Source organism: Anoxybacillus tengchongensis, assembly GCF_014201585.1.
Lineage (GTDB): Bacteria > Bacillota > Bacilli > Bacillales > Anoxybacillaceae > Anoxybacillus > Anoxybacillus tengchongensis.
Genome location: NZ_JACHES010000004.1, coordinates 57,845 through 81,767, shown reverse-complemented (window position 1 = coordinate 81,767; position 23,923 = coordinate 57,845). Strand labels below are relative to the sequence as shown.

Sequence of the window (23,923 nt, the reverse complement as noted above, 5' to 3'; positions counted from 1 at the left end):
ATGAATTTAATAGACTTGATTAAGAGTGTTGCAGTAAAAGCTGTAGAAGCAACAAATCCCGTCCATGTTTTGTTTGGTACAGTCGTGTCAGAAAAACCTCTTGAAGTGCAAATACATCAGAAATTGAAGCTCACGGAGGAATTTTTAATTATTACAGAGCGTGTCACTCGATATGAAGTAAACTTAGAACATAATCACGGCGGAGGAACAAAAGCATTAAGCGGAATGTTAACAGATACGCCGATTCGAACTGGATTGAAAAAAGGCGATAAAGTTGTCCTATTAAGAGTACAAGGTGGTCAACAATTTGTTGTTTTAGACAAGGTGGTGAAATGATGGTACTCCCTTCTGAAAACATCGCAATCGAAGAAGCAGAAGTGATGGAACCATCGGTGATTCCGTCAAAAACGTATCGCCTTGATTTTGAAAATGGCCAATGCGGTGGAATGATTGATGGAGTAGAGGCGATTAAGCAGTCCATTTTTAAAATGCTGAGCACAGAGCGCTTTAAATATTTGATTTATAGCGACAATTACGGCTTTGAAAACTTGATCGGAAAAGAACGACTATTCGTTCAAGCAGAATTGCCGCGGAGAATCAAAGAAGCTGTATTGCAGGATGAGCGAGTGACAGATGTAGATGTGACGGTGCAATTTTCTGGCGACTCAGCTGTCGCAAAAATCGTGTGTTACACCGTTTACGGAAAAGTGGAACTAACGAAAGAGGTGAACGGTGTTGTTTGAAAATCAAACGTTTGAAACGATTTTAAGGCGTATGCTTGACCGCATACCAGACGATATGGACAAAAGAGAAGGGTCAATCATTTATGATGCTTTAGCACCGGTGGCAATAGAGTTTGCACAAGCATACATGGAATTAGACACAATTTTGCGACTTACTTTTAGTGAAACATCGAGCGGCGAATATCTAGAACGAATTGCAACCAACTTTGGTGTATATAGAAAAAAAGCAACAAAATCTGTTCGAAAAGGCGTGTTTACAGACGAAAATAATTTGCCGTTTAATGTTCCGATTGGCAGTCAGTTTAGATTCAATAATACAACTTACGTGGTTATTGAGAAAATTTCTGATGGTCAATTTCGCATACAAGCAGAGACTCCGGGAAGTGAAACAAATAAGGAATTTGGGAATTTACTTCCGGTTGAGCCGATTGAAGGTCTTGGGACGGCAGTGTTAGCAGATGTTCTAATCCCTGGCGAAGATGAAGAAAATGATGATTCGTTAAGGCAACGTTATTTCGAACGAATCTCCATGCCATCATCAAGTGGCAATGATGCTGATTATATCCGTTGGGCCAAGGAAGTGAATGGTATTGGTTACGTTCGTGTATTTCGACGCTGGAATGGACCGGGAACGGTTCGTGTAGTTGTTATTACGGACAAAAAGAAGTCACCAAGTCCACAGATGATTGAAAAAGTGAGAGAAAATATTGAGGCTAAACGACCGGTATTAGCGGATATTACAGTCGATGGGGCAAGAGAAATTAGCATCGACATCGATGTAAAAGTAACGTTGAACGGGAATGGTGACGCAGAAACAGCCTTACAACAAATCAAAAACTCCATTAATGACTATTTACTAAACGTGGCCTTTTTCGAACAGATTGTTCGCTACACCAAAGTCGGTGAGGCCATTTTAAATGCTGAGTATGTTTTGGACTACGAAAATCTAAAAATAAACGGTGGTACTGGAAACATTCAGATTAATGGCGACGAAATTGCTGTTCTTGGCCGAGTGACATTATTGTAGGAGGGGTTTTTATGAGTGCTATTTCAAACTATTTAGAAAACGCGTTAATCAATGCGGTTTTGCGAAACACACCATACACATCGCCATCAGCTGTGTATTTGGCGCTATATACTAGCGATCCGACAGACGCCAACACAGGCACAGAGGTCACTGGCGGATCGTATCAACGTCAGCAAATCACATTCAGCGCTCCAAGCGATGGAATGGTATCGAACAGCAATGAAATCCTGTTCCCGGTCGCGACGGCCAACTGGGGGACAGTGACGCATATCGGCATTTTAGATGCCGCAACCGGAGGCAATTTGCTTTTTTATGGAGCCGTCACAACACCAAAAACGATCAGCACGAACGACCAGCTTAAAATTAATGCCGGCGACATCTCGATCACACTCGCCTAGTAGGAGTGTGAGACATGTCTTTATACAACATTCAGTCAAACGTAACGGGAAGAGGGACGATCCAAGCTAAAGTTATAACCGTAAAACGGACTGGAACGAGCATTCTAGGAGTCGGTAATGTGACTACTAGGTCGTTCTCTAGAATTTTTCAGACAAAGGCAAACATAACTTCAAGTGGAACTGTCACAACACGAGAATTTATCAAACGATCGCTTATCCGTCTCTCCGCACAGGGGATCGGACGAGTCATTATCAATGCGGAAACGTGGAAATTTAAAGGAATTAAGGCTCAAATGCGAGGAGAATCGGAGCTAGAGTTTTACTATTGCGATCGGGACATATATAAAGACCTTGCATCATATGTGCCCACGTATTATGAAGGAATCAAACAAATGAAAGCTCTTCGACAGGCACTAGCTCCTGAATTCACTAGACTTCAAGCGATTATTCAGGATATTTTTCGTCAATTTGTTGTCAATGAGGCAACATGGGGATTGAACTACTGGGATCCAAAGTCAAACGGTGATCCGATTGAAAAACGTAGAAAGAGGATTATGGACATCCTCGTAAGCCAGACATTTCGCAATGACCGGATTAAGGAGTTAGTGGGGTATGAATGTGAGATCACAGAGCGATTTGATGATTTGCTGATAAATATTTTGATAACCGAAATCCGAGGAAAGCCGAGAGATGTTGAGGGGATTATCGAAAAATTGGACAAGTATTTTCCGTCACATACTGATTTTCAGTTGAATTTCAGTTATACACCATGGAAAGAATATGAAGATGCATATTTCTACTGGGGAGAACTCGACGAAAAATACACTTGGGGTGAAATGGAAGAGGCGTGGCCGGCTCCGCCGGTTTATACATGGGGCGAAATTGATGTAATCCCGTTTTCAGAAATAGAATTGTTCCAATTCGTTTCCATAGATTCGGATATAAATCGGAATAAACCAACAGTCGAATAAAATACGACATGGCGTTGAGTTTTTGGGCTCGACACTTTTTAATTTCGAGAAAGGAGAGCGGTATAAATGGCGACATATCAGACACCCAATATCGGTCTAAACAAATGGGCGGAAACGGACTATTTCAAACGTATCGAAGTCAATGAAAATTTTGATAAAATTGATGATCAGTTTAGTAAGGTTAACGATAAAATTGGAATTTTAAACAAAACGATACATCCTCATCTTATTACAGATGAATCGTTCCGAAGAACAATAAAAAAATTACGTTCCGCGCAACCTGTAACAATAGTTTGTATTGGTTCATCATCGACAGAAGGTGTTGGCTATGGGGTAAATACTCAATCGGAGACGTATCCCGGTCAATTACAATCTAAACTGCAAGCAGCATTTCCAAACAGCACCATAACGGTACACAACAAAGGAATTGGTGGTCAAACAATTGTACAAATGTTAGACCGTTTTTCTAGTGATGTTTTTGCACTTAACCCGGATTTAGTTATTTGGCAAACAGGAACAGTCGAAGCGATCAACGGTTCAAACTATGATGTATACATGACCTTCTTAGAAACAGGAGCGCAATATGTATTATCCCGTGATATTGATTTAGCTTTGATGGACAGTCAATATTATCCGGGTACAGGTGAAACGGCTTCCTATCAAAAATATATGTTGGGTATGGCTGAAATAGGTGCGCGATTAGGAATTGCTACTATTCCTCGATACTCATATATGAAATGGTTAGTTGAAACAAGGCAATATGCATGGTCGCAACTACTCCACACGGATAATTTTCATCAATCAAAACTGATGAATGAACTGATTGCTCAATTAATTGTAGATAATATCAAGCCTAACATCTCGACATCAGCAAGTCGTGATTATCGTGTGGAATTCTACGATGTAAACCATCCACTTGTAAAAGCTACTTTACCGTCTGGCAGCTCTTTAGACACCTTTTCAAATACGAACAATCCTGAACAATACCACTACTCAAGAGTATGGATGCCAAACACGGAAGGTAATAACCGAGTAGAATTTGAATTATCTTTCTTCGGTAAAGGCGCAAGATTTATCATGCCGTTTTCGCTTCAACATGATCCGGGTATGTATATTGAGGTTACAGTAGACGGAGGAACACCGAAAATAATTAACCAATCACCAAGAGCGAACGTGACCTATCATCAAGGTGCGTTCACCTTGGCAGATAATTTAAGTTATGGATTCCACACAGTGAAAGTTGCTTTCGTTAATCGAGTTGGGGTGCCCGGGCATTATTTATACGTTACAGGTTTCGATGTTTTCGCGGAAGATAGCATACAGATTTCAGCATTAGAACGATTACTAGGCAGACGTGTTTTATGGGGATTGAACGTTGCGCCAGATAGTTTTATGAATATTCGAGTATATGTAGGAGCAGTTTTCGCAAATGGTCGGGAAGTGACAATCAAAGAAGCAACCAACGGCACGATCCCAGTATCTCAAAGTTATCATGTAATGCCGATTTCCGCAGCAAACCCAACGAATCCGCGAATTGATTTAGTTTATGTTAACGAGGTTGGGAAAATCGACATTATTACAGGAACGCCATCAGCCAACCCAACTGCCCCAAATGTGCCGCAAGCATGTTGGGGACTTGCACAAGTAAGAGTTCCCGCAGGGGCGAAATCAAGTAGTGAATTTACTATTACAGATATTAGAAAAATGTATTTATAATCTGATACTGAAAATATATGACAAAGATTGAAAAGTTAAAATCGCTTGCTAATCATTCTGATATTTCAACCACAGCTTCTTATCTAGCAGACCGTAGCGAAGACGACATAGCGGATATATTCGGTATGGATCCAGCGTTCTTCAAAACATCCGTTGTGAGGGAGGTGATTAGTTACTATTAGGAACGTCTACTTAAATAATGTTAATGCAGACAGTGAGGTAGTTCACTGTCTTTTTGTATTCTTTCCGGAAAGGTTGTGAGTGGATGGAACAACGCATTCAAAAATTGGAGGCAGACATGGTGGATGTAAAAACACGCTTAGCAGTCGCAGAGTCAAACATCAAAGATATGCGTGAAGATATTTCGGCCATCAAAAACAACACAACTTGGATTTTACGTTTAATTGTTGGTGGTATTGTAGGAGCTTTATTAACTTTCATGTTTCAAGGGGGAATGCGGTAATGGAAAGTATCCTTTCGATTGAATTTACAGCGTATGTGGCGTTGGCGGTCTTGCTTTATGCAATTCGTGAAGCAACAAACATTCCTAATCGCTATATCCCGATTGTTGCAGTTGTACTCGGCGTTGTTTTCTCTGTTTTCGAGAACAACACTTTTTCTTTTGAGGTTTTAATTGCAGGCATCAAATATGCACTTTACGGAATCGGTTCTGTAGCAGCCATCAAATATGCACTTGAAAAAGGAGAGGAACGTAAATGAAAAAAATCAAGTGGGATAAAGGACACGGCGGAAGTGACCCAGGGGCAGTAGCGAATGGGCTGAAAGAGAAAGATTTGACACACCGAATTGTTGAATACGCAATGGATTACCTCGAAGCGAATTACACGGGTTTTGAACAACGAACGACACGCGCAGGTGATCAAACACTGACGTTGTCCCAACGTGCCGACATGGCTAATAAATGGGGCGCGGACGTATTTATCAGCGTGCATATTAACGCTGGTAAGGGCACGGGCTTTGAAATCTATGTACATCCTAATGCATCGCCACAGTCAGTCGCGTTGCAAAATGTGTTGCACGGCGAGATTCTATCAGCGATACAACAATTTGAAAACATCACAGACCGTGGAAAGAAGCGAGCGAACTATGCAGTACTTCGAGAAACAAAAATGCCTGCCGTGTTGACCGAAAACTTGTTCATCGACAGCAACGATGCTAAGCTATTGAAAAATGAAGCGTTTCTCAAAGCCGTAGGAGAAGCGCACGCACGAGGTGTTGCTAAATTTTTAGGATTGCCGCAAAAAGCAAAACCACAACCACAGACACAACAAAAGCCGCAACAAAAAGCGTCTAACCAAAAACTCTACCGCGTGCAAGTTGGGTCATTCAGTGACAGAAAAAACGCGGAACGGCTTGCGGCGGAGTTGAAAAAGAAAGGATACCCAGCAATTATTGTGTAGTCCCTGCCGTTTGGCAGGGCTTTTTTTATTTTTGTGGAATTGATTATTGGGAGGTGATACCATGTTTGAAATTGTGGGAAGATTGCGGTGTCCCATTTGTTCGGAGCCGGTTCAGCTGGGCGAAAAGGTGTTCCTCGACATCATCAACACCGTCATCCACCAGAAATGCTACTACAAATCTCCGCAGCGCAAGCTCCCAATCAAAGATGAAGGTTCATTCCAGAAAATGCTCCTGAAATATCCGTTTTTTTCAATGAAGAGGACGAGAATGATTGTATGTGAAAATCCCCTCTCGTTAGAGAAGGGATTCACAAAGCGGTTTCGTTTTCTTTGATAACATTTTTATATTGTTCAAAGGTGGATCATGCCACCTTGTTTTTATTGTTTCTTTTGTTGTCTTTCGGTGTAGCGATGGCGATGAATTTATTCGGCCATGGCATTGCGCTATCAGGTGATTTTATTATTCAAGGGGCTCCGAAATTAACAGCAGATGCAGCTGGTATTCCTGTGTCTGAAGTCATCTCAGCAAGCATTCCGCTCGTCTTTGTTATGGGGATCGTCACTGTTACAACCGCATTTTTCTTGTTGCGTCGCGACATGAAAAAAGGCAACATTCCGCAAGGTGAGGCGGTTTCGATCGAGGCAAATGAAGTACAGTCTCACTTATTAACAAAACGGATGAAAGTGATATTTGCATTTCTTATTCCGATCTTATTTGGGTTAGACGTTGTAGCTATGTATTATTTTCAATTGCAAGGCGGAGATGCAACCGCATTAATTGGAGGAACAGCGATTTTTATTTTATCTCTTTTATCATTAGTTGCATACAAAAAGAACAGCTTAGAACAAATTACAGACTTATTCATTCAAGGATTCCAATTCGGTTTTAAAGTGTTCGGTCCGGTCATTCCGATTGCGGCGTTCTTCTATTTAGGAGATTCGGGATTCCAAGCGATTATTGGAGAGTTTTTACCAAAACAGTCGCATGGCATTGTCAATGATTTAGGTGTTGCTCTATCTAGTGTTGTTCCATTAAGCAAAGAAGTAGGAGCAGTTACGTTAGCGGGAGTAGGGGCAATTACTGGATTGGACGGTTCAGGCTTTTCGGGTATTTCGCTCGTCGGTTCTATTGCGAATTTGTTTGCAACCGCCATTGGCACAGGCCTAGCCACGTTAACAGCACTCGGTCAAATTGCTGCCATTTGGGTTGGGGGAGGAACGTTAGTACCTTGGGCGCTCATTCCAGCAGCTGCGATTTGTGGTGTTAGCCCATTTGAGTTAGCGAGACGAAATGTTGTGCCAGTTGTTACAGGACTAATTGTCACGACAATTGTCGCCATGTTTCTTATTTAATTCGAGAGAGTGTCTCTATGGAGGCACTCTTTTTTTGTGTTATAAAATATAACATAAAAATAAAAAATTTTCGAAAAACTGTTGCATTTCTTTTTGTTTATGTAATATATTATAACCATTAATGTTATAAAAAATAACATAAGGGAGAGATGAGAATGAATGAGGCACAGTTGAGTTTTGCACTTGATTCACTTTGGGTTATGTTAGGGGCAATTTTAGTCATTGGAATGCAAGTCGGATTCGCTTTGTTAGAAGCAGGTTCAACGCGAATGAAAAATGCTGGACATGTCGCAGGGAAGCAAATATTAAGTTTTGCGATCGCTTCGCTTGCATTTTGGGCTGCAGGTTTTGCTATTACATTTGGAAAAGGAAATGGATTTATTGGAACAGAAGGATGGTTTTTAAAAGAAGGAGAGGAGACGTTTTCTTCGCTTTCGTGGGCAAGTGTGCCACTTGAACTGAAATTTTTATTCCAACTTGCTTTTGTCGGTGTCTCTTTAGCGATTGCATGGGGGGGATTCGCTGAGCGTGCAAAACTATCGGTTTACTTTATTTTCGGAACGATTTTTACGATTGCTATTTACCCAGTCATCGGTCATTGGGTATGGGGAGGTGGTTGGCTTGGAGAAATGGGAATGCAAGATTTCGCAGGTTCGACAGTTGTTCATTTACAAGGTGCAATTGCGGCGCTCATTGCAACGATGTTATTAGGACCAAGAATTGGTAAATTCAATAAAGACGGGACACCCAATTACATCCCTGGACATAATCAAGTATATACAGTCATTGGTGGTTTCGTGTTATGGGTTGGATGGTTCGGATTTAATGCAGGAAGTACGATGGGGACAGCAGATGGATTTTTCGGTTATGTAGCGTTAACGACAAATATTGCAGCAGCTGCTGGAGCGATTGCTTCTATTTTGACAGCAAAATGGCTCGTTGGGAAAGCGGACATTCCAGCGATGGTTAACGGCGTATTAGCCGCACTTGTTGCCATTACAGCGGCATGCGCATTTGTCGAACCGTGGGCAGCAGCAGTCATTGGTGCCGTTGCCGGATCATTTACATTTTGGACGTCTGTATATTTTGAACGAAAAGGCATTGACGATCCAATTTATGCATTTTCTGTTCATGGTATAGCAGGTATTGTTGGTACGATTTCAACAGGCTTTTTCGCTTCGCCGCGTTTAGTAGATATTACTGGAATTGGAAAACCAGGATTGTTTTATGGAGGAGGGGTTGATCAGCTTATCGTTCAAACGATCGGTGTGTTAGGTGCAGCAATGTATGTAGCGATTGTTTCGTTTGTTGTTTTATATACTTTAAAAAAGGTGATCGGATTACGAGTGACGCCTGAACAAGAAATTTCTGGACTTGATATTAGTGAGCATGGTTCGTACGGATATCCAGAACACTTAGATCCAGCTTATCAACAAACGACAACAGTCGTTTCATCTCGTTCGTCATGAAGATGGTGATGTCATGAATGGTTTTGAAACAATCATCGTTCGGGCGGAACAATGTAACGATATGTCAGAACTTAAGCAACTTCACCATGAAGTTGCTTTTCTCCTCTCTTCTTTTTCAATTTCTTTTTCCCGTATATTTGAAGTATACGATGCGCTTTGTATGTACCATGATACACTCATGAAACAAGCATTGTTGTTAGCTGAACGAGAAGTTGATCGAAAAGGAATTGGCAAAAAACCTTCTTCTTTTTGTTGGTTTGTGATGGGGAGTAGTGGAAGGAAGGAGCCGACCATTTGGACAGATCAAGATAACGGAGTGATTTTTTCATGTTTGTGCAGTGAAAAAGAAGATTGTTATGTATATATGCGTGAGTATGCACGCATGGGGGTTCTTTTTTTAAACGAAATCGGCTATCCGTATTGTACAGGACATGTGATGGCGACAAATAAAAGATGGCTGAAGGAGGCAAACGATTGGGGGGAGCAAATCGACAAATATGTGCAAAATGAGCATATAGATGATATTCGTTATTTGTCTATGTTGGTTGATATGCGTCCGATTTATGGCGAGTATTCATTAGTTATCCAACTGAAAGAAACGTTGTATAAAAAAATTGCAACAACTTTTTCTTTGCGTAACCGAATGATTGACAGTGTTCGTATTCCTTTTGTTCCCATCGGTCCTTTTGGTCGCGTATACGTAGAACGTTGGGGAGAAAAAAGCGGAATGATTGATATAAAACAAGGAGGATATGTCCCGCTCAATCATATGTTAAAATGGGTTGCTGTTCAAAAACAATTTATTGATGCGCATTCAACATTTGAGCGATTAACACGTTGGCACGCTAAAAACGGTTGTTCACAACGGTTATTCGAACGGATAAAAGAAGCGATTCAAACGTTTTTATATTTTCGTTTACGTTGTTCGTTAGAAGGGAACAGTTTGATTATTCGTCATTTGTCGAAAGAAGAAAAACAACGATTAAAAAGAGCGTTGACAGTAGTCAAGAAAGTGCAACGTTATGCAAGGAAGTGGGTGTGATGGATGGAGCGACCGTTTCAATGGATCAGTCGCATATTATCGCTTGGTCTTCGATATGATCAAGCAACAGCGGTCGGCCCAACTTTTCAACAAGAGGCGTGGATTCGAAAAATGATGAAAGAAGCAAAGAAACATACGTATTCACTTGAAACGCCACTTTCTGACGTGATGTTTATTTTATTAGATACAGAGACGACAGGTTTTTCTCCGCAAAGAGGAGATGAAATTTTCTCGCTTGCTGCTTTAAAAACAAAAAAGGGCGAATCGCTTGATTTATATTGTTCCGAATTCCGACCAAAACGCCGTATTCCAGAACATATTGTTGCGCTTACGGGGATAACAAATGACGATGTCGCATGCGCTCCGTTACTAGAAGAGGAGATTCATCATATCCTTTCTTTTTTGAACCACAGCATTTTACTCGGCTATCATATTCAGCATGATGTCGCATTTTTAAATGAATTTTTATCACGCAACTATCGTACAGTTTTACAACAAACAGCAATAGAAATGAGAAAAATTATGGAATGCATATATCACGATTCATTTCCAACGCTCGATGATGCTCTTTCATTTTATCAACTCTCCCCGATTGACCGTCATACAGCCAAAGGGGATGTCATGAGTTTATTTGAAATTTGGAAGCGAGTTTTTACGGAGTTGCAACGGTTGCAAATTGATACGTTGCATGACTTATATGCGTTACTTAGTCAACGTTCGTAAACGAATGTTGACTTTTTTTACGAAAAATTATACAATTTCATTAACTTATATGAACATATATTCATATATTGAAAGAGGGGGAGTGCATGGGACAGCAATACGAGCAGTTAGATGAAGAAACGCTTTTTATCGTCTCGCAAACGTTTAAAGCGTTAAGTGATCCGACGCGTATTCGTATTTTACATTTACTTTCATCTGGTGAGTTTTCAGTAACAGAGATTGCGAATCGTTTATCACTTTTACAATCGACCGTATCTCACCAGCTCCGATTTTTAAAAAATTTACGTCTTGTTAAATATCGGAGAGAAGGAACGACGTTATATTATTCGCATGATGATGAACATGTGTTGCACATTCTCGAACAAACAATTCGTCATGCGCGCGATCATTAGGGGGGAATAAAGTGAAAGAATATCAAGTCAAAGGATTAACGTGTGCGAATTGTGCACGAGCATTAGAAGAGCAAATTCAGTCGCTTCCATATGGTGAAGGAGCAACGTTAAGCTACAATAGCGGAAAATTGCGTGTGCATGAACGCATTGATTTAGAAAAAGTACGTGCGATTTTGGCGACAGACGGGGCATATATAGCAGATGATGAGCAGGCGCCAAAAAAACGAAATCTGCTTCTCTATTTTGTAGGTGCATCTATTTTTCTTTTTTTGACGGCGCTCGTGCTTGAGCGTTTGGACATAGATGGTGCGAGCGTTGTTATTTATATGGCTGCGATAGCACTCAGCGGATATAAAACATTTGTTAAAGGATTGAATAATATTATTCGTTTTCGTTTCAATATGGATACGTTAATGACGATTGCTTTGATCGGGGCGTTTGGAATCGGTGAGTGGAAAGAAGCGGCTGTCGTTGCTATTTTATTTGGCGTAAACGAATATTTAGAGGGGCTAGGTATGGAACGAGCGCGTCGCTCGCTAGACATGCTACTAAAACAAGCACCAAAAGAAGCGCTTCTTATATCGAACGGACAAACGCATGTCGTTCCCATTGAGTCGTTACAAGTTGGCGATGTAGTGCTTGTTCGCCCTGGTGAAAAAATTCCATCGGATGGTGTTGTTATTGAAGGAAAAAGCTCCGTCAATGAGGCTGCGATCACCGGCGAAGCAATGCCTATTGAAAAAGAAAAAGGGATGAGCGTGTACGGCGGAAGTGTGAATAACGAGGGGATGTTACATGTTCAAATTACAAAACAATATAAAGACAGCTCTTTGTCAAAAATTTTACATCTCGTGCAAGAAGCGCAAGAGACAAAAACACCGCTTGAATTATTCATTCATCGTTTTGCGAAATATTATACTCCTTTCATTATGATCGTTTCGTTATTCGTCATGCTCGTTCCACCGTTATGGTTTGAAGCATCTTGGCATGATGCATTATATCAAGGGTTAGCCGTTCTAATTGTTGGGTGTCCTTGTGCACTTATTTTATCTTCACCGATTGCTTTGTTAGCGGGTATGACGCGAAACGCGAGAAAAGGGGTGTTAGTGAAAGGCGGCGTTCATTTAGAAACACTTGGACGTGTACGTACGATTGCTTTTGATAAAACAGGAACGATTACAAAAGGAAAGCCGCACGTAACAGATGTTATTGCATACATCGATGAAAATAAACTGCTTTACACCGCTGCATCGTTAGAAAGTGTATCTTCCCATCCACTTGCGCAAGCCATTGTCCAAAAAGCGAAACAACATCACATAGCATATAAACAACCAGAGCAAATGGCAACGCGAACAGGGAGTGGTATGGAAGGAAAAGTCGATGGAAAATGGTATTGTATCGGAAATGAAAGAATGTTTGATCATCAACTGTTCACCGAACAAATTCAAAAAGATGCGGAAAAGTTAAAATGTGAAGGACGTACGATTGTTTTTGTAGCAGATGAACAACGTATACTTGGTTTATTCGGCATCGCTGATGAAATACGGGAAGAGAGCAAAAAGGTCATTCAACAACTACATCGTATGGGTATCCGGCGCACAGTCATGTTGACAGGAGATCACGAAAAAACGGCCGAACAAGTTGCTAAACAAGTTGGAGTGACACATACATTCGCGCAACTTCTTCCGGAACAAAAAGTAGAAAAAATAAAAGAGTTAATGAAAAATGATACGGTAGCGATGGTAGGAGACGGAATGAATGATGCCCCTGCGCTTGCTCATGCGCATCTTGGCATCGCTATGGGGAAAGGGACAGATAGTGCGATCGAAACAGCTGATATTGTGCTCATGCAAGATCATCTAGGAAAATTGCCGGAGGCTATCGTAGTTGCTCGGCGAGTAAATCGTACCATTCGTTTAAACATCGCGATTGCTCTTTCGTTAAAAGCAACAGCGCTACTATTCACTATTCCAGGTTGGTTAACATTATGGCTCGCCATTTTATCGGATATGGGGGCAACGATTTTCGTTAGCATACTTAGCTTATTCATTTTATGGGAAAAGCGCACGATCTAAGGTTGTGTGCTTTCCTAAAAAAGGATACTATTCAGAAATATTCGAAACGTTGTTGATTTTTTCATCGTTTTTAGTGAAAATGAAGATAGAATTTTAACGACAAAGAGGATGAATACAATTATGCAAGCAATCGCTGTTATTGCTCCGAATGGAAAAATTTTAGGAGCGGATGAACGTTTTTTTCGTCATTTTTATCATCGTGCTATGGATCACGAGCTGTTAGAAAAGTTTATTCACCAAGCGAAAAATGGTCGGAAGTATTCGTACGCAATTGTAAAAGAAAAAGATGAACAAAAAGATGTGTATGTACAAGCGACAGCTCTATATGACAAAGAGGGGCTGTTGCGAGCAATTGTTGTGACATATCAATACGAACCGTTTATTGATATGCGTCTCACGTCTTCGATGGCTTCACTTGCATCCGAATTTACGTTTATTTTATCCGCGGAAGGCGAGATTACGTACGTTTCACCAACTGCACAATACGTACTTAAGTACGAAAAAGAAATGTGTAGCCAAGAATTATTTTCCTATGTGCATCATGATGATATACCGCTTCTGATGGAAAAGTTACATACGATTTATGCGACAAAAGAAAAAGAAACAACGATTGAATGTCGTTGGCGAACACGTGAAGGGCACTTTATATGGATTTATATGCATGCTCAACCATTACTAAATGAAAGAAATGAAATTGAACACGTGATTGTTGTGGCAAAAGATATTACGAAATGGAAATGTTGCGAGGAAGCACTTGCAAAATTGAAAAATTTCGATTCGTTAACAGATATTCCTAACCGTTTTTATTTTGAAACGTATGTGCAACATATGATTCAACAAAAGAAACCATTTGCCTTATGTTACATTGATTTTGACAAAATTAAGTGGATTAACGATCGTTTTTCGTATCAAGCAGGGGACTTCTTTTTGCAAGAATCTGTTCGTCGCATCCAGAAACATTTGCAACAGGAAGACTTTTTTGCTCGCATCGGTGGCGATGAGTTTGTTATCGTGTTACATGATGTGAATAAAGAGACGATTGTTGCGCGCATGGAGCATTTGCTTCAATCGTTTGTAGAGCCGTTTCGATATAAAAAGCATGTCATCCAATCAGGTCTTTCTATTGGATTGACGTTCTTTCCGCAAGACGGTACGGATTTAGACACGTTGTTGAAACAAGCTGACCAAGCGCTTTGCTATGCGAAGGAAAGAGGGAAAGGGTATCATTTTTATCATCCACAGCAAAATCGAAAAACGATGATTGAACAAGAGTTGCCCCTCGCGTTATTGAACAATCAGTTTTATTTATGTTATCAACCGAAAGTGTCACTAGATAACAAAGCAATTATGGGAGTTGAGGCGCTCATGCGTTGGACACATCCGACGCTCGGCGCGATCTCACCATTAGAGTTTATTCCTATTGCTGAGAAAAACGGATTCATTTTTGAAATTACAACATGGGTGTTAAAAGAGGCGTGTCGACAAGTAAAACAATGGAAAGCTCATTTTCCGACATTAAAACTCGCAGTGAACTTATCACCATTTTTACTAAATCGAAAAGAATTTGTGACGCATGTGAAAAATATTTTGCAAGAAACACAGTTTCCACCGAACTATTTAATTTTAGAAATAACGGAAAGTGGTTTAATGGAAAATATTGAAACAGGAAAACATATTTTAACAGAGTTAAAACAGATCGGCATTCAAGTTGCGATTGACGATTTTGGTACTGGCTTTTCATCGCTTGCTTATATTCGCAATTTGCCTGTTTCATTATTGAAAATCGATCGCTCGTTTATTCGTGACATCACAGATAATTCGAAAGATGCAACGATCGTCGATACAATTATCCACTTAGCAAAAAGCTTAGATTTACAAGTACTTGCCGAAGGGGTGGAGCGTGACGAACAAGTATCTTTATTACAAAAAATGGATTGTGATTTCGCCCAAGGGTTTTACTTTAGTCAGTCGCTAGAAGCAGAAAAGTTATTGCAATGGCTCGAACAACATAATCAATCGAAAGAGGCGCTTCATTAGCGTCTCTTTTCACGTTTTGTTCACATATATTTTCTTTTTTCTTCACAAATTTACATTAATGTGGATAGTATAAAAGATGAACATGAGGACTGAACGAACATGCGTAGCTTATTTTTTTTGATTATATCGATCGTTATACTTTTGTTTACAGAAACGGTATATGGTGAAAAGATTGAAGTACATAAACAGTTGCAACAAGCTATTGATGAGGCGCATGCTGGCGACGTGCTAATCGTGAAAAAAGGGATATACAAAGGCCCAATTATCATCCGCAAGCCCCTTCATCTTGTTGCCGAACCTGGAGCGGTAGTTGATGGAGGAGGAAGCGAATATGTTGTTACAATTCGTGCCCCTCGGGTCCATGTCGAAGGGTTAACGGTTCGTAACAGCGCGTATGGAAAAGGGGCTGGTGTGCTCATTCAAGAAAGTTCACATGTCACGTTAAAACACGTACGTATTGAACAGGTGCATTACGGTGTTTATGTAGAAAAAGGAACACATATCAATCTCTTAAACAATGCTATTCGTGGACGAGATATTCACTTTGCTCAACGAGGAAACGGTATTCACCTATTGAAGACAAGCCACGCTGTTGTGCGCGAAAATCATATTTCACGTGTGCAAGATGGCATTTATTTAGACTGGGCTAAGCAGACCGTGATGGAAAAAAATAAAGTAACAGATGCCCGCTATGCGCTCCATTTTATGTACTCTGAAGGTGGAGCGGCAAAAGAAAATGTGCTGAAAGAAAATATTAATGGAATCATGATGATGATGTCAAAGCAGTTTAATATCGGACATAATACGATTGTTAGACAATTAGACTATCGTGGGTATGGAGCACTCATTTACGATAGCGAATATGTCGTAATGCACAACAATACATTACTTTATAATAGCACAGCTTTATCGTTACAAAACGCACGTCATTGTCATATAAAAGACAATGAGTTTATCGGTAACTATCGTGCATTGCATAGTTTGTATGAAAACCCCGACACAATTGTTTTTAAAAATAAATTTTTGGGAAATATGGAAGACGCACTTATTCAAGGTACACCTATTGCATTCGATGATGGACATAGAGGGAATTATTGGGATACTTATCGGTTTTATGATTTCAACGATGATGGAATTGGTGATACCCCACATCGCATTCGTTCCATGTATAGTCGACTGTTGCGGAAATGGCCAAGCGTGCAATTTTATTTTCAAAGTCCGGCGTTAGCACTTCTTGATACAACAGAGTCATTTTTTACGCATGCGCAGGCGCAAGGGGAAGATCATTTTCCGACGATGAAAATCGATCAAGATAAAAAAGAAACAAAGGAAAGATCGTGGAAGCTACTATTGTTTGGAAGCGTTTTATTTATAAGCAGTTTGTTTATGATTAGATATGGAAGGAGAATGACATATGAAAAAAATTGCTAGCCTTTTCTTTGTATGTTTTCTCACCGCATGTGGTGGAACGAAAACGTATGAGCCAGAAGAAATTAACCCGGATATTGATGTGTGTGTAATTTGTAATATGAGTATAACAGCAGAGCCATATGCTACAGAAATCGTTTTAAAAGATGGAACGGTGCATAAGTTTGATGATATTGGGTGCATGATTGAGTGGATGAATGAACAAAACGATGAGGACATGGCAAAGAAATACGTTCGTGATGTAACAAACGGGAAGTGGATTGAACTTGAGCAAGCTGTTTACGTATACAATCCAAATTATTGGACGCCGATGAATTATGGGGTCGTTTCATTTGCAAACGAAAAACATGCCAAAGAGTACATGGAACAAGAAGGAAAAGGGGAGTTATGGACGTATGAGCAACTAAAAAAACATCGGTGGGGATTTGAACGATGAATACAGCGATAAAGTACCAATGGATGATGATGATTCGTAGCAAATGGCTCATCACTTTTGCCGTTTTGTTTGCTGTTCTATCATCAACTGTGATCGCCAGTAGCGGACACGAGGCAGCAGGAGTATTCACACGTTCGACAGCAGCTTTATTAAATTTGTCCCTTTTACTTGTTCCGCTCGTTGCTCTATTAGCAGGTAGTTTGTTTATTGCAGGGGAAAAAGAAGACGGTCGGTTATCACTTATATTAACATATCCAGTCTCTACTCGTTCTTTAACAGTTGGTTTATATGTGGGAAGTTGTATATCATTATGGACAGTAGTTGCACTCGGGTATGGAAGTGCAAGCGTCGCTCTTTTTGCAACAGGAGGGACGTGGTCGGCGTTTGTTTTTCTTTCGTTTGTACTAACCATTGTATTAACGAGTATTTTTTTAGCAATTGCTTTATTCGTTGGACTTGTTTCCTCTAATCGTTTACAAGCTCTCGGTGTCAGTTTATTTATTTGGGCGTTTTTCGTTTTATTTTATGAATTTATCGTATTATTTTTGTTATCAATCGTTCCAAAGCAATGGACCATTTTCTTATTTACCGTATCCATTATATTTAATCCGGTTGAACTCATGCGCATTTGGACTGTAGCCGCTTTGAAAAGTAGCGCAATATTTGGACCACAACTATATGAATGGTCAAAATGGGTAGAAAGTGCAAGTGGACATTTTACATTTATTGTAATATCATGTGTATGGGTAATTGTTCCATTGTTTTTAGTGAACGTATGGTTGAAACGAGGGAAACAACATGCTTGAAGTGAGACAATTGACGAAAATATATAACGAGCAAAATAAAGTGGAAAACATTTCTTTTTCTGTTCAGAAGGGACAATGTTTAGCACTATGCGGTGGTAACGGCGCAGGAAAAAGCACGATTATTAAAATGTTAATCGGACAGCTCTCTCCAACAAAAGGGGACATATATATAAACGGACAACCGATTCAAAACAACGACAAACAATGGTTTTCGTTTATGCCTGATCATTTGCAATTCCCTCCCTTGTTTACAGGTTACGAAGTGTTATCTCTATTTGGACGATGGCAAGGGGCTAATGAGGAGCGCATTAAACAATGTTTAGCACTCGTTGGATTGGAAAACGATCAACATAAACAAGTGAAGACGTATTCAAAAGGAATGCAACAGCGGCTTTCATTTGCGCAAGCGCTTTTAGCGGACGCTCCTTTACTCATTTTAGATGAACCGACAAACGGTTTAGATCCGTATTGGATATGGGAATTTAAACAGCTTATTCGTTCTGAAAAAGAAAAAGGAAGAGCGATCATTTTTTCCACGCATATGTTGTCAATGGTCGAAGAAATTGCAGATACTGTCGCGTTTATTCATCAAGGACAAATGCTCATATACGATTCGGTTTCTACACTTTGTCAAGACGGAAAGTCATTAGAGTCTATATTTTTTGCGCAAATTTCACAACATATGGCATACTGAAAAAGTAAGCGAATATAGCTTGCTTTTTTCGTTTGTATAAGGGGGAATGTAAGATGTTAAAATTGTATGTCATTCGTCATGCAGAAACAGAGTGGAATGCACAACAGCGAATGCAAGGGTGGAAAGACTCGCCTTTAACTGAAGCAGGAAGAAAACACGCGACACTTTTACATGATCGGTTGCGAACGATTCCGTTTACTGCTGTATATTGTAGTCCGAGCGATCGGACAAAAGAAACGGCACAAATTGTTTTAGGCCAACGTGACGTACCTCTTTATTTTGATGAGCGATTACGTGAAATTCATTTAGGACATTGGGAAGGAAAAACAATTGCAGAAATTGCTCAGATGGACGAACGAAATCATTATCATTTTTATCATGAGCCAGACGCATACAAGCCGAGTGTTGGAGAGACATTTTTTGATGTACAACATCGGGCTGTAGCTGCGATCCATCATATAGCTGAAAATCATTCGAATGGTCATATTCTTGTTGTTACACATGGCGTGGTCATTCGCACACTTCTTGTATATTGGAAACAACAAACAATGGCAGAGTTATGGAAAAATAGCCGCGTATATGGCACGAGCGTAACGATCGCTTCTTTTAACGACAAACAGTGGGGAGTGGAGTGTGAGTCGGACATTTCACATCTTGAAAGTGAGCTGACACATTTGTGAGAAAATGGGTTATTTTTTTCATTGCAATTTTCTTTATTGCTGGTTGTGCCCAACAAAATAACGGAACGACGTTTGTTACGACAGTGGAGCATGTTATCGATGGTGATACAGTGAAAATACGAAAAGATGGCGAATTAGTAACGGTTCGTCTATTAAATATCGACACGCCAGAAACGTATCGGGAAAAACAAGCATACGGTGAAGAAGCGAAGCAATTTGCAAAAGATGTCCTTCTTCATAAAAAAGTGACGATCGAGTTAAGTGCAAAAGAGAAGCCATATGACCGTTATGGTCGATTGCTTGCTTACATATGGATGGAGGATCAAACATTGTATCAAGAAAAAATTGTAAAAGAAGGACTTGCTCGTGTTGCTTATATGTTTGACCCTGATACAAAATACGCTAAACAATTGTATGAAGCACAAGAGCAAGCAAAAAAAGCGAAAAAACGAATATGGAGTGTTGACGGCTACGTAACAGAAAAAGGATTTGATATGAGCGTATGGCTTGATAAAGCTTCATAAATATAAAAAGGGCTGAATGAAACAGCCCTTTTAATGTGCTAACATCGCTTGCATATCTTCTTCCACATTGCCGATGAGTTTGAGGCCAAACATATCTTGCAATACGCGCAACACACCTTCAGAAATAAAGTGTGGTGCTTTTGGTCCAATCCGAATGTCTTGAATGCCTAAACTAAACAATCCGAGTAAAATGGCAACCGCTTTTTGTTCAAACCATGAAAGAACGATGCTGACAGGTAGTTCATTTACCTCACAGTCAAACGCTTCTGCAAGTGCCATCGCAATTTTGACAGTCGAAATCGAGTTATTGCATTGTCCTAAGTCAATATATCGCGGAATGTTTGTGCCAGGAACGACACCATAATCTACATCGTTGAAGCGGAATTTTCCGCAAGATGTCGTTAAAATAACTGTGTTTTTCGGTAAAGACGTGGCTAATGAACGATAATATTCACCGCCTTTTCCAGGCGCGTCACAGCCTGCGATGACGAAAAAGCGTTGAATTTTTCCTTCCTTTACAGCTTGAATAATTTCTGGTGCAATTTGAATGACTGTTTCGTGATGGAAACCAGTAACTAATGTTTCATCTGATTCGATATTTGCTTCTGGAAGTTGTAACGCTTTCTCAATCAACGGTGTGAAATCATCATTCTCGATTTTTTGTACATGTTCTAATCCGGCTACATCGTATGAAAACATGCGATCAGCATACGAGCCTTTAATCGGCATCACACAGTTTGTTGTCGCTAAAATGGCGCCAGGGAATTTTTCAAATAAACGACGTTGGTCGTACCATGCTTTTCCGACGTTTCCTTTTAAATGTTTATATTTTTTCAATTGCGGATAGCCGTGCGCAGGCAACATTTCGGAATGCGTGTAAATGTTAATTCCTTTGCCTTCTGTTTGTTTCAATAACTGTTCAAGTGCAAATAAGTTATGTCCTGTAACGAGAATACATTTTCCTTCAATTTTATTTTGTGTTACGCGAACAGGTTGAGGAATGCCAAGGCGTTCTGTATGTGCCCGATCGAGCAGTTCCATGACACGAATAGCAGCTTTTCCGACTTTCATCGCCATATCTAAATGTTCTTGCACGTTAAAGTTGGAGTTTGTTAGTGTCATATACAACGCTTCATGCGTTGTTGTATCAACAAATGGATCTGTATATCCGAGTTGATGAGCATGCGTGCGATATGCAGCAATTCCTTTTAGCGCAAATACAATCGTATCTTGTAAGCTTGCAATCGTTTCATCTTTTCCGCAAACACCGACGACTGTGCATCCCCCTGTTGGCGTTTGTTCGCATTGATGACAAAACATCATAACCCCTCCTTTTCTTATTAACACTTTAACAATAGGGGAAAATACGTATGTCGTAAGTGATGCATATCACACTTTTATATAAAAATGTGAACAACATTTGACAATATTCCATATTGAATCATGAAAAAGAATGTATTAAAATGAAAGAAAATTGAATCAATCAAACTACTAGGGGTGCCGGATGGCGATGGCTGAGAGGAAAACGCGTAATCAGTTTTCCAACCCTTTGAACCTGATCTGGCTTGTACCAGCGGAGGGAAGTAGGCTATGTTTTGAGTGTGCAAACTAGTCGATTCTGTCCGACTAGTTTTTATTTTTTAAGGGGGAATGAATGATGAATGTAGGACAATGGTTAACACGTGTGAGAGAGGAATCACCACTTGTACACAATATGACAAATGTCGTGGTGACTAATTTTGTTGCGAATGGTTTACTTGCTCTAGGTGCATCTCCTGTTATGGCTTATGCAAAAGAAGAAGTAGAGGATATGGTTCGTTTAGCACGTGCTCTTGTATTAAACATTGGTACATTAAACGAAACAGACGTAGAAGCGATGGTTATTGCCGGAAAAGCGGCAAACGAAGCAAATGTTCCCGTTGTTTTCGATCCTGTTGGGGCAGGTGCGACAGTGTATCGCACCGAAACAGCAAAACGTATATTACACGAAGTGAACATTTCGATTTTACGTGGAAATGCATCCGAAATTGCAAGTATTACTGGAGAACAAGCACGCACAAAAGGAGTCGATGCAGGGGATGTGCAAGGGGATCTCGTGCATGTAGCGAAAAAAGCAGCGCGTATGTTTCGTTGTACAGTTGTTGTGACTGGGAAAGATGATGTGGTGACAGATGGTGAAAAAGTAATGATCGTCTCAAACGGTGATGCCATGTTAACGAAAGTGACAGGAACAGGCTGTTTATTAAGCTCGGTGTTAGGTGCATTTGCTAGTGTAGGAGAAAATGTGGTGATGTCATCTGTCGCTGCGCTTGCTTATTACGGTGTAGCAGCTGAAAAAGCGGCGAAACATGCCAAAGCGCCTGGTTCTTTTCAGCTTGCATTTCTTAATGCTTTATACGAAACGAGCGCAGAAGAAGTGAATGAATACGCACGCATTCGAGGGGAATAAAATGATGAAACAAAAACTATCTTTATACTTTGTGATGGGAAGCGTCGATTGTATGAAAGATCCGCTTGCTGTGCTGGATGAAGCGATTGAAGGCGGCATTACGATGTTTCAGTTTCGGGAAAAAGGAAAAGGGGCACTTACAGGAGTTGCAAAATATCGTTTAGCTGAGAAATTGTTTGAGCGATGTCTTGCTCACAACATTCCTTTTATTGTAAATGATGATGTTGATTTAGCGCTTGCCTTACAGGCAGACGGTATTCATGTCGGACAAGAGGACGAAGCGGCTGAACGCGTTCGCGATCGCATAGGGAATAAATATTTAGGGGTATCCGTTCATAACTTGACTGAAGTAAAAAAAGCGCTTGCTGCTCACGCCGATTATGTCGGACTAGGTCCCATTTTCCCAACCGTTTCAAAAGACGATGCAAAGCAAGCATGTGGACTGACGATGATTGAACATATTCGTGCGCACGAAAAACATGTTCCACTCGTTGCGATTGGTGGGATTACAGAACAAACAGCGGAACAAGTCATCAAAGCGGGGGCAGATGGAATTGCCGTCATTTCTGCCATTTGCCGTGCTGAGCATATTTGTGAACAAACAAAACGACTATATGAGATTGTCATGCGTACAAAACAAGAAGGCGACAGGTAATGTCGTCTTTTTCTATTTTTTTGTGCAGGATTTTACTCACATATGTCGAAAAAAACAGCGAACATACGAAAGAAGGAGATGGGAAAGATGGAACATATCGTATTGTCATATGAAGATCGAGTTGCAACAATTGAGTTGAATCGTCCAGATGCGCTGAACGCTTTAAACGAGAAAATGTTAGCGGAGTTGTTACAAGCGTTAAAAGAAGTGGAAAAAAGCGAGGCGGATATTGTCGTCATTCGTGGGCGTGGAAAAGGATTTAGTGCAGGGGGAGACATTAAAACGATGTTGCAGTCAACGAATGAACATTCATTCATAGAAGTGATGGAAACGATTAAACAAATTGCAATAACGTTACATCAATTGCCGAAACTAACGATCAGTTACGTGCACGGTGCAGCTGCAGGGTTAGGATTTAGTTTAGCGCTTGCTTGTGACTATGTGATCGCAAACGAACAAGCGCGCGTTGCAATGAATTTTATCGGTATTGGCTTAGTTCCAGATGGTGGGGGGCATTTCTTTTTAAAACGAAAAATTGGTGATGTCAAATCGAAGCAAATCATATGGGAAGGAAAAGTAATGAGTGCACAAGAGGCATATGAAGTGGGACTGATTGATGAAATCGGTGATGAGCAGGCGATTCAACAGAAAGTAACGGAGTGGCTAGCAAAACCGATTCGTGCGATGATCGCAACAAAGCAGTTGTATGCTTATTTAAGCGAAGAACAGTTATTAAACACGTTACAAATGGAGACGACGTATCAAGCAGAAATGCGTAAAACAAAAGACCACGAAGAAGGTATTCGCGCCTTTTTAGAAAAGCGTCGTCCACATTTTATCGGGAAATAAAAAATTTGCAAAACTTTCATCTTTATACTAGCCTT

General features: G+C 40.3%; 26 protein-coding genes, 1 pseudogene and 1 riboswitch. Of the genes and pseudogenes, 26 read left to right on the top strand and 1 reads right to left on the bottom strand.

Annotated elements, in window-relative coordinates; all coding sequences use genetic code 11:
* The 23 genes and pseudogenes from HNQ82_RS05830 (at window position 1) to HNQ82_RS14555 (ending at window position 19,935) form a co-directional block, all read left to right on the top strand.
* Window positions 1–336, top strand: coding sequence for a DUF2577 domain-containing protein (locus HNQ82_RS05830; protein ID WP_183247963.1), 336 nt, complete (start codon window positions 1–3; stop codon window positions 334–336).
* Window positions 336–743, top strand: coding sequence for a DUF2634 domain-containing protein (locus tag HNQ82_RS05825; protein ID WP_183247960.1), 408 nt, complete (start codon window positions 336–338; stop codon window positions 741–743). The genes HNQ82_RS05830 and HNQ82_RS05825 overlap by 1 nt, the downstream gene beginning before the upstream one ends.
* A complete protein-coding gene (locus HNQ82_RS05820) occupies window positions 736–1,770 on the top strand; it encodes a baseplate J/gp47 family protein (RefSeq protein WP_183247958.1) in 1,035 nt (344 codons plus the stop codon). The genes HNQ82_RS05825 and HNQ82_RS05820 overlap by 8 nt, the downstream gene beginning before the upstream one ends.
* A gap of 11 nt (window positions 1,771–1,781) precedes the next feature.
* Complete coding sequence (locus HNQ82_RS05815; RefSeq protein ID WP_183247956.1) at window positions 1,782–2,168, top strand: phage tail fiber protein; 387 nt, start codon at window positions 1,782–1,784, stop codon at window positions 2,166–2,168.
* A 14-nt stretch (window positions 2,169–2,182) separates the two neighbouring features.
* Window positions 2,183–3,139, top strand: a complete 957-nt coding sequence (locus HNQ82_RS05810) for a putative phage tail protein (protein ID WP_183247954.1) — start codon at window positions 2,183–2,185, stop codon at window positions 3,137–3,139.
* Window positions 3,140–3,205: 66 nt separating this feature from the next.
* Complete coding sequence (locus tag HNQ82_RS05805) at window positions 3,206–4,855, top strand: SGNH/GDSL hydrolase family protein (protein WP_183247952.1); 1,650 nt, start codon at window positions 3,206–3,208, stop codon at window positions 4,853–4,855.
* A 265-nt stretch (window positions 4,856–5,120) separates the two neighbouring features.
* Complete coding sequence (locus HNQ82_RS05800) at window positions 5,121–5,318, top strand: hemolysin XhlA family protein (protein ID WP_183247950.1); 198 nt, start codon at window positions 5,121–5,123, stop codon at window positions 5,316–5,318.
* A complete protein-coding gene (locus tag HNQ82_RS05795; RefSeq protein WP_183247948.1) occupies window positions 5,318–5,575 on the top strand; it encodes a phage holin family protein in 258 nt (85 codons plus the stop codon). Before HNQ82_RS05800 ends, HNQ82_RS05795 begins: the two co-directional genes overlap by 1 nt.
* Window positions 5,572–6,276 (top strand): N-acetylmuramoyl-L-alanine amidase, encoded by a 705-nt coding sequence (locus tag HNQ82_RS05790; RefSeq protein WP_183247946.1) that lies wholly within the window; start codon window positions 5,572–5,574, stop codon window positions 6,274–6,276. The genes HNQ82_RS05795 and HNQ82_RS05790 overlap by 4 nt, the downstream gene beginning before the upstream one ends.
* Before the next feature lie 61 nt (window positions 6,277–6,337).
* Window positions 6,338–6,610, top strand: a complete 273-nt coding sequence (locus HNQ82_RS05785; RefSeq protein ID WP_246348914.1) for a hypothetical protein — start codon at window positions 6,338–6,340, stop codon at window positions 6,608–6,610.
* Window positions 6,611–6,666: 56 nt separating this feature from the next.
* A pseudogene (locus HNQ82_RS05780) lies at window positions 6,667–7,629 on the top strand (hypothetical protein); the annotation flags it as partial.
* Between the two features lie 155 nt (window positions 7,630–7,784).
* Window positions 7,785–9,098 (top strand): ammonium transporter, encoded by a 1,314-nt coding sequence (locus tag HNQ82_RS05775; RefSeq protein ID WP_183247944.1) that lies wholly within the window; start codon window positions 7,785–7,787, stop codon window positions 9,096–9,098.
* A gap of 13 nt (window positions 9,099–9,111) precedes the next feature.
* On the top strand, window positions 9,112–10,140 hold the full coding sequence (locus tag HNQ82_RS05770) for a DUF294 nucleotidyltransferase-like domain-containing protein (RefSeq protein WP_183247942.1): 1,029 nt from the start codon (window positions 9,112–9,114) through the stop codon (window positions 10,138–10,140).
* A gap of 3 nt (window positions 10,141–10,143) precedes the next feature.
* Window positions 10,144–10,863, top strand: a complete 720-nt coding sequence (locus HNQ82_RS05765) for an exonuclease domain-containing protein (protein ID WP_183242396.1) — start codon at window positions 10,144–10,146, stop codon at window positions 10,861–10,863.
* An 86-nt stretch (window positions 10,864–10,949) separates the two neighbouring features.
* On the top strand, window positions 10,950–11,255 hold the full coding sequence (locus HNQ82_RS05760) for an ArsR/SmtB family transcription factor (RefSeq protein ID WP_032101824.1): 306 nt from the start codon (window positions 10,950–10,952) through the stop codon (window positions 11,253–11,255).
* An 11-nt stretch (window positions 11,256–11,266) separates the two neighbouring features.
* Window positions 11,267–13,330, top strand: a complete 2,064-nt coding sequence (locus HNQ82_RS05755) for a heavy metal translocating P-type ATPase (protein WP_183247940.1) — start codon at window positions 11,267–11,269, stop codon at window positions 13,328–13,330.
* Between the two features lie 108 nt (window positions 13,331–13,438).
* Entirely contained in the window at window positions 13,439–15,367 is a 1,929-nt protein-coding gene (locus tag HNQ82_RS05750; RefSeq protein WP_183247938.1) for a putative bifunctional diguanylate cyclase/phosphodiesterase, read from the top strand.
* 99 nt (window positions 15,368–15,466) lie between these two features.
* Complete coding sequence (locus HNQ82_RS05745) at window positions 15,467–16,798, top strand: right-handed parallel beta-helix repeat-containing protein (protein WP_183247936.1); 1,332 nt, start codon at window positions 15,467–15,469, stop codon at window positions 16,796–16,798.
* Window positions 16,782–17,231 (top strand): nitrous oxide reductase accessory protein NosL, encoded by a 450-nt coding sequence (locus tag HNQ82_RS05740; protein WP_183247934.1) that lies wholly within the window; start codon window positions 16,782–16,784, stop codon window positions 17,229–17,231. Before HNQ82_RS05745 ends, HNQ82_RS05740 begins: the two co-directional genes overlap by 17 nt.
* Window positions 17,228–18,037, top strand: coding sequence for an ABC transporter permease (locus HNQ82_RS05735; RefSeq protein WP_183247932.1), 810 nt, complete (start codon window positions 17,228–17,230; stop codon window positions 18,035–18,037). Before HNQ82_RS05740 ends, HNQ82_RS05735 begins: the two co-directional genes overlap by 4 nt.
* Window positions 18,030–18,731 (top strand): ABC transporter ATP-binding protein, encoded by a 702-nt coding sequence (locus tag HNQ82_RS05730; RefSeq protein ID WP_183247930.1) that lies wholly within the window; start codon window positions 18,030–18,032, stop codon window positions 18,729–18,731. The genes HNQ82_RS05735 and HNQ82_RS05730 overlap by 8 nt, the downstream gene beginning before the upstream one ends.
* Before the next feature lie 53 nt (window positions 18,732–18,784).
* Window positions 18,785–19,411: a histidine phosphatase family protein gene (locus HNQ82_RS05725; protein WP_183247928.1), complete on the top strand. Its 627-nt coding sequence runs from the start codon at window positions 18,785–18,787 to the stop codon at window positions 19,409–19,411.
* Complete coding sequence (locus HNQ82_RS14555; protein WP_183247926.1) at window positions 19,408–19,935, top strand: thermonuclease family protein; 528 nt, start codon at window positions 19,408–19,410, stop codon at window positions 19,933–19,935. The genes HNQ82_RS05725 and HNQ82_RS14555 overlap by 4 nt, the downstream gene beginning before the upstream one ends.
* Before the next feature lie 30 nt (window positions 19,936–19,965).
* Here the strand turns inward: HNQ82_RS14555 and hcp are convergent, their stop codons facing one another.
* A complete protein-coding gene (gene hcp / locus HNQ82_RS05715; RefSeq protein WP_183247924.1) occupies window positions 19,966–21,255 on the bottom strand; it encodes a hydroxylamine reductase in 1,290 nt (429 codons plus the stop codon).
* A 163-nt stretch (window positions 21,256–21,418) separates the two neighbouring features.
* Window positions 21,419–21,534: riboswitch (TPP riboswitch) on the top strand.
* Window positions 21,535–21,589: 55 nt separating this feature from the next.
* Here hcp and thiM point away from each other — a divergent pair.
* The 3 genes from thiM to HNQ82_RS05700 all read left to right on the top strand — a co-directional run bounded on the left by thiM (window position 21,590) and on the right by HNQ82_RS05700 (window position 23,888).
* Window positions 21,590–22,384, top strand: a complete 795-nt coding sequence (gene thiM, locus HNQ82_RS05710) for a hydroxyethylthiazole kinase (protein ID WP_183247922.1) — start codon at window positions 21,590–21,592, stop codon at window positions 22,382–22,384.
* 1 nt (window position 22,385) lies between these two features.
* Window positions 22,386–23,039, top strand: coding sequence for a thiamine phosphate synthase (gene thiE / locus HNQ82_RS05705; protein ID WP_183247920.1), 654 nt, complete (start codon window positions 22,386–22,388; stop codon window positions 23,037–23,039).
* An 87-nt stretch (window positions 23,040–23,126) separates the two neighbouring features.
* Window positions 23,127–23,888 (top strand): enoyl-CoA hydratase, encoded by a 762-nt coding sequence (locus HNQ82_RS05700; RefSeq protein ID WP_183247918.1) that lies wholly within the window; start codon window positions 23,127–23,129, stop codon window positions 23,886–23,888.
* Window positions 23,889–23,923: the final 35 nt, after the last annotated feature.

Bases quoted from the DNA above. Each gene is read 5' to 3' on its own strand.
- HNQ82_RS05830 (WP_183247963.1), top strand. From the start codon at position 1: ATGAATTTAATAGACTTGATTAAGAGTGTTGCAGTAAAAGCTGTAGAA.
- HNQ82_RS05800 (WP_183247950.1), top strand. From the start codon at position 5,121: ATGGAACAACGCATTCAAAAATTGGAGGCAGACATGGTGGATGTAAAA.
- HNQ82_RS05750 (WP_183247938.1), top strand. From the start codon at position 13,439: ATGAATACAATTATGCAAGCAATCGCTGTTATTGCTCCGAATGGAAAA.
- HNQ82_RS05810 (WP_183247954.1), top strand. From the start codon at position 2,183: ATGTCTTTATACAACATTCAGTCAAACGTAACGGGAAGAGGGACGATC.
- thiM (WP_183247922.1), top strand. From the start codon at position 21,590: ATGATGAATGTAGGACAATGGTTAACACGTGTGAGAGAGGAATCACCA.
- HNQ82_RS05770 (WP_183247942.1), top strand. From the start codon at position 9,112: ATGAATGGTTTTGAAACAATCATCGTTCGGGCGGAACAATGTAACGAT.
- HNQ82_RS05825 (WP_183247960.1), top strand. From the start codon at position 336: ATGGTACTCCCTTCTGAAAACATCGCAATCGAAGAAGCAGAAGTGATG.
- HNQ82_RS05760 (WP_032101824.1), top strand. From the start codon at position 10,950: ATGGGACAGCAATACGAGCAGTTAGATGAAGAAACGCTTTTTATCGTC.
- HNQ82_RS05730 (WP_183247930.1), top strand. From the start codon at position 18,030: ATGCTTGAAGTGAGACAATTGACGAAAATATATAACGAGCAAAATAAA.
- HNQ82_RS05725 (WP_183247928.1), top strand. From the start codon at position 18,785: ATGTTAAAATTGTATGTCATTCGTCATGCAGAAACAGAGTGGAATGCA.
- HNQ82_RS05765 (WP_183242396.1), top strand. From the start codon at position 10,144: ATGGAGCGACCGTTTCAATGGATCAGTCGCATATTATCGCTTGGTCTT.
- HNQ82_RS05790 (WP_183247946.1), top strand. From the start codon at position 5,572: ATGAAAAAAATCAAGTGGGATAAAGGACACGGCGGAAGTGACCCAGGG.
- HNQ82_RS05735 (WP_183247932.1), top strand. From the start codon at position 17,228: ATGAATACAGCGATAAAGTACCAATGGATGATGATGATTCGTAGCAAA.
- HNQ82_RS05700 (WP_183247918.1), top strand. From the start codon at position 23,127: ATGGAACATATCGTATTGTCATATGAAGATCGAGTTGCAACAATTGAG.
- HNQ82_RS05775 (WP_183247944.1), top strand. From the start codon at position 7,785: ATGAATGAGGCACAGTTGAGTTTTGCACTTGATTCACTTTGGGTTATG.
- HNQ82_RS05815 (WP_183247956.1), top strand. From the start codon at position 1,782: ATGAGTGCTATTTCAAACTATTTAGAAAACGCGTTAATCAATGCGGTT.
- thiE (WP_183247920.1), top strand. From the start codon at position 22,386: ATGATGAAACAAAAACTATCTTTATACTTTGTGATGGGAAGCGTCGAT.
- HNQ82_RS05745 (WP_183247936.1), top strand. From the start codon at position 15,467: ATGCGTAGCTTATTTTTTTTGATTATATCGATCGTTATACTTTTGTTT.
- hcp (WP_183247924.1), bottom strand. From the start codon at position 21,255: ATGTTTTGTCATCAATGCGAACAAACGCCAACAGGGGGATGCACAGTC.
- HNQ82_RS05785 (WP_246348914.1), top strand. From the start codon at position 6,338: ATGTTTGAAATTGTGGGAAGATTGCGGTGTCCCATTTGTTCGGAGCCG.
- HNQ82_RS05740 (WP_183247934.1), top strand. From the start codon at position 16,782: ATGAAAAAAATTGCTAGCCTTTTCTTTGTATGTTTTCTCACCGCATGT.
- HNQ82_RS05805 (WP_183247952.1), top strand. From the start codon at position 3,206: ATGGCGACATATCAGACACCCAATATCGGTCTAAACAAATGGGCGGAA.
- HNQ82_RS05795 (WP_183247948.1), top strand. From the start codon at position 5,318: ATGGAAAGTATCCTTTCGATTGAATTTACAGCGTATGTGGCGTTGGCG.